Origin of the sequence: Chryseobacterium sp. VD8, assembly GCF_037149975.1 — a bacterium.
Classification (GTDB): domain Bacteria; phylum Bacteroidota; class Bacteroidia; order Flavobacteriales; family Weeksellaceae; genus Chryseobacterium; species Chryseobacterium indicum.
In genome coordinates, this window is the sequence record NZ_JBBCQL010000449.1 from 1 (window position 1) to 622 (window position 622).

The 622-nt window shown below is 38.1% G+C and carries 1 pseudogene; it reads right to left on the reverse strand.

Going from position 1 to position 622, the window contains the following annotated elements:
* A pseudogene (locus WFK35_RS22975) lies at positions 1-622 on the reverse strand (alpha-2-macroglobulin family protein); the annotation flags it as partial.

Genomic DNA, 622 nt, shown 5'->3' on the forward strand with positions numbered 1-622 from the left:
ACTGTTTCAGTTCCTGATTTTTTTCAAGACTGGAATTCAATAATCCTTTATTCTGGTATTCTTCGAAAACCGTTTTCAGCTTCGGATTGGCTTTAAAGACTTCTGATGCCAAAACGTCGGCAAACCATTTGTTAAAGATCACATCCGCTGAATTATTCCGGTCATTTTTAAGGCTCGGAAGCGCAAACATGATTTCCCAGATTGGATTGGTCGTGAGTTCCAGTGTATTGGAGACATTGGAAATCGTGGTTGAAGTTGCATTTTTAAGGTTTTCCAGTTCAAATGTTTTGGTTTTGCCTTCTTTTACAAAAACAGGAACCGCGTCTGTTACGAGCATTCTGTTGGGTAGAACCGCGATGGCTTTCTGTTCTCCATCGGAATATTGTCCTGCTTTTGCAACGACTTTTAAAATAATGGATGAAACATTCTCCGGAACTTTTATTTTCCATGTCAAGGCTGAGTTTCCGTTTTCATTTAATTCAAAGTTCTGAATGCTTGAATTTAAACCAAACTGAGACGAAATATCTTCATTGGTGAAGGCATCCAGAATCTGCAAATCTGCTGAACCGCTTAATTTTTTATTGGTTAAGTTCGATAGTTTGGATTGAAGATTCAGTTCATC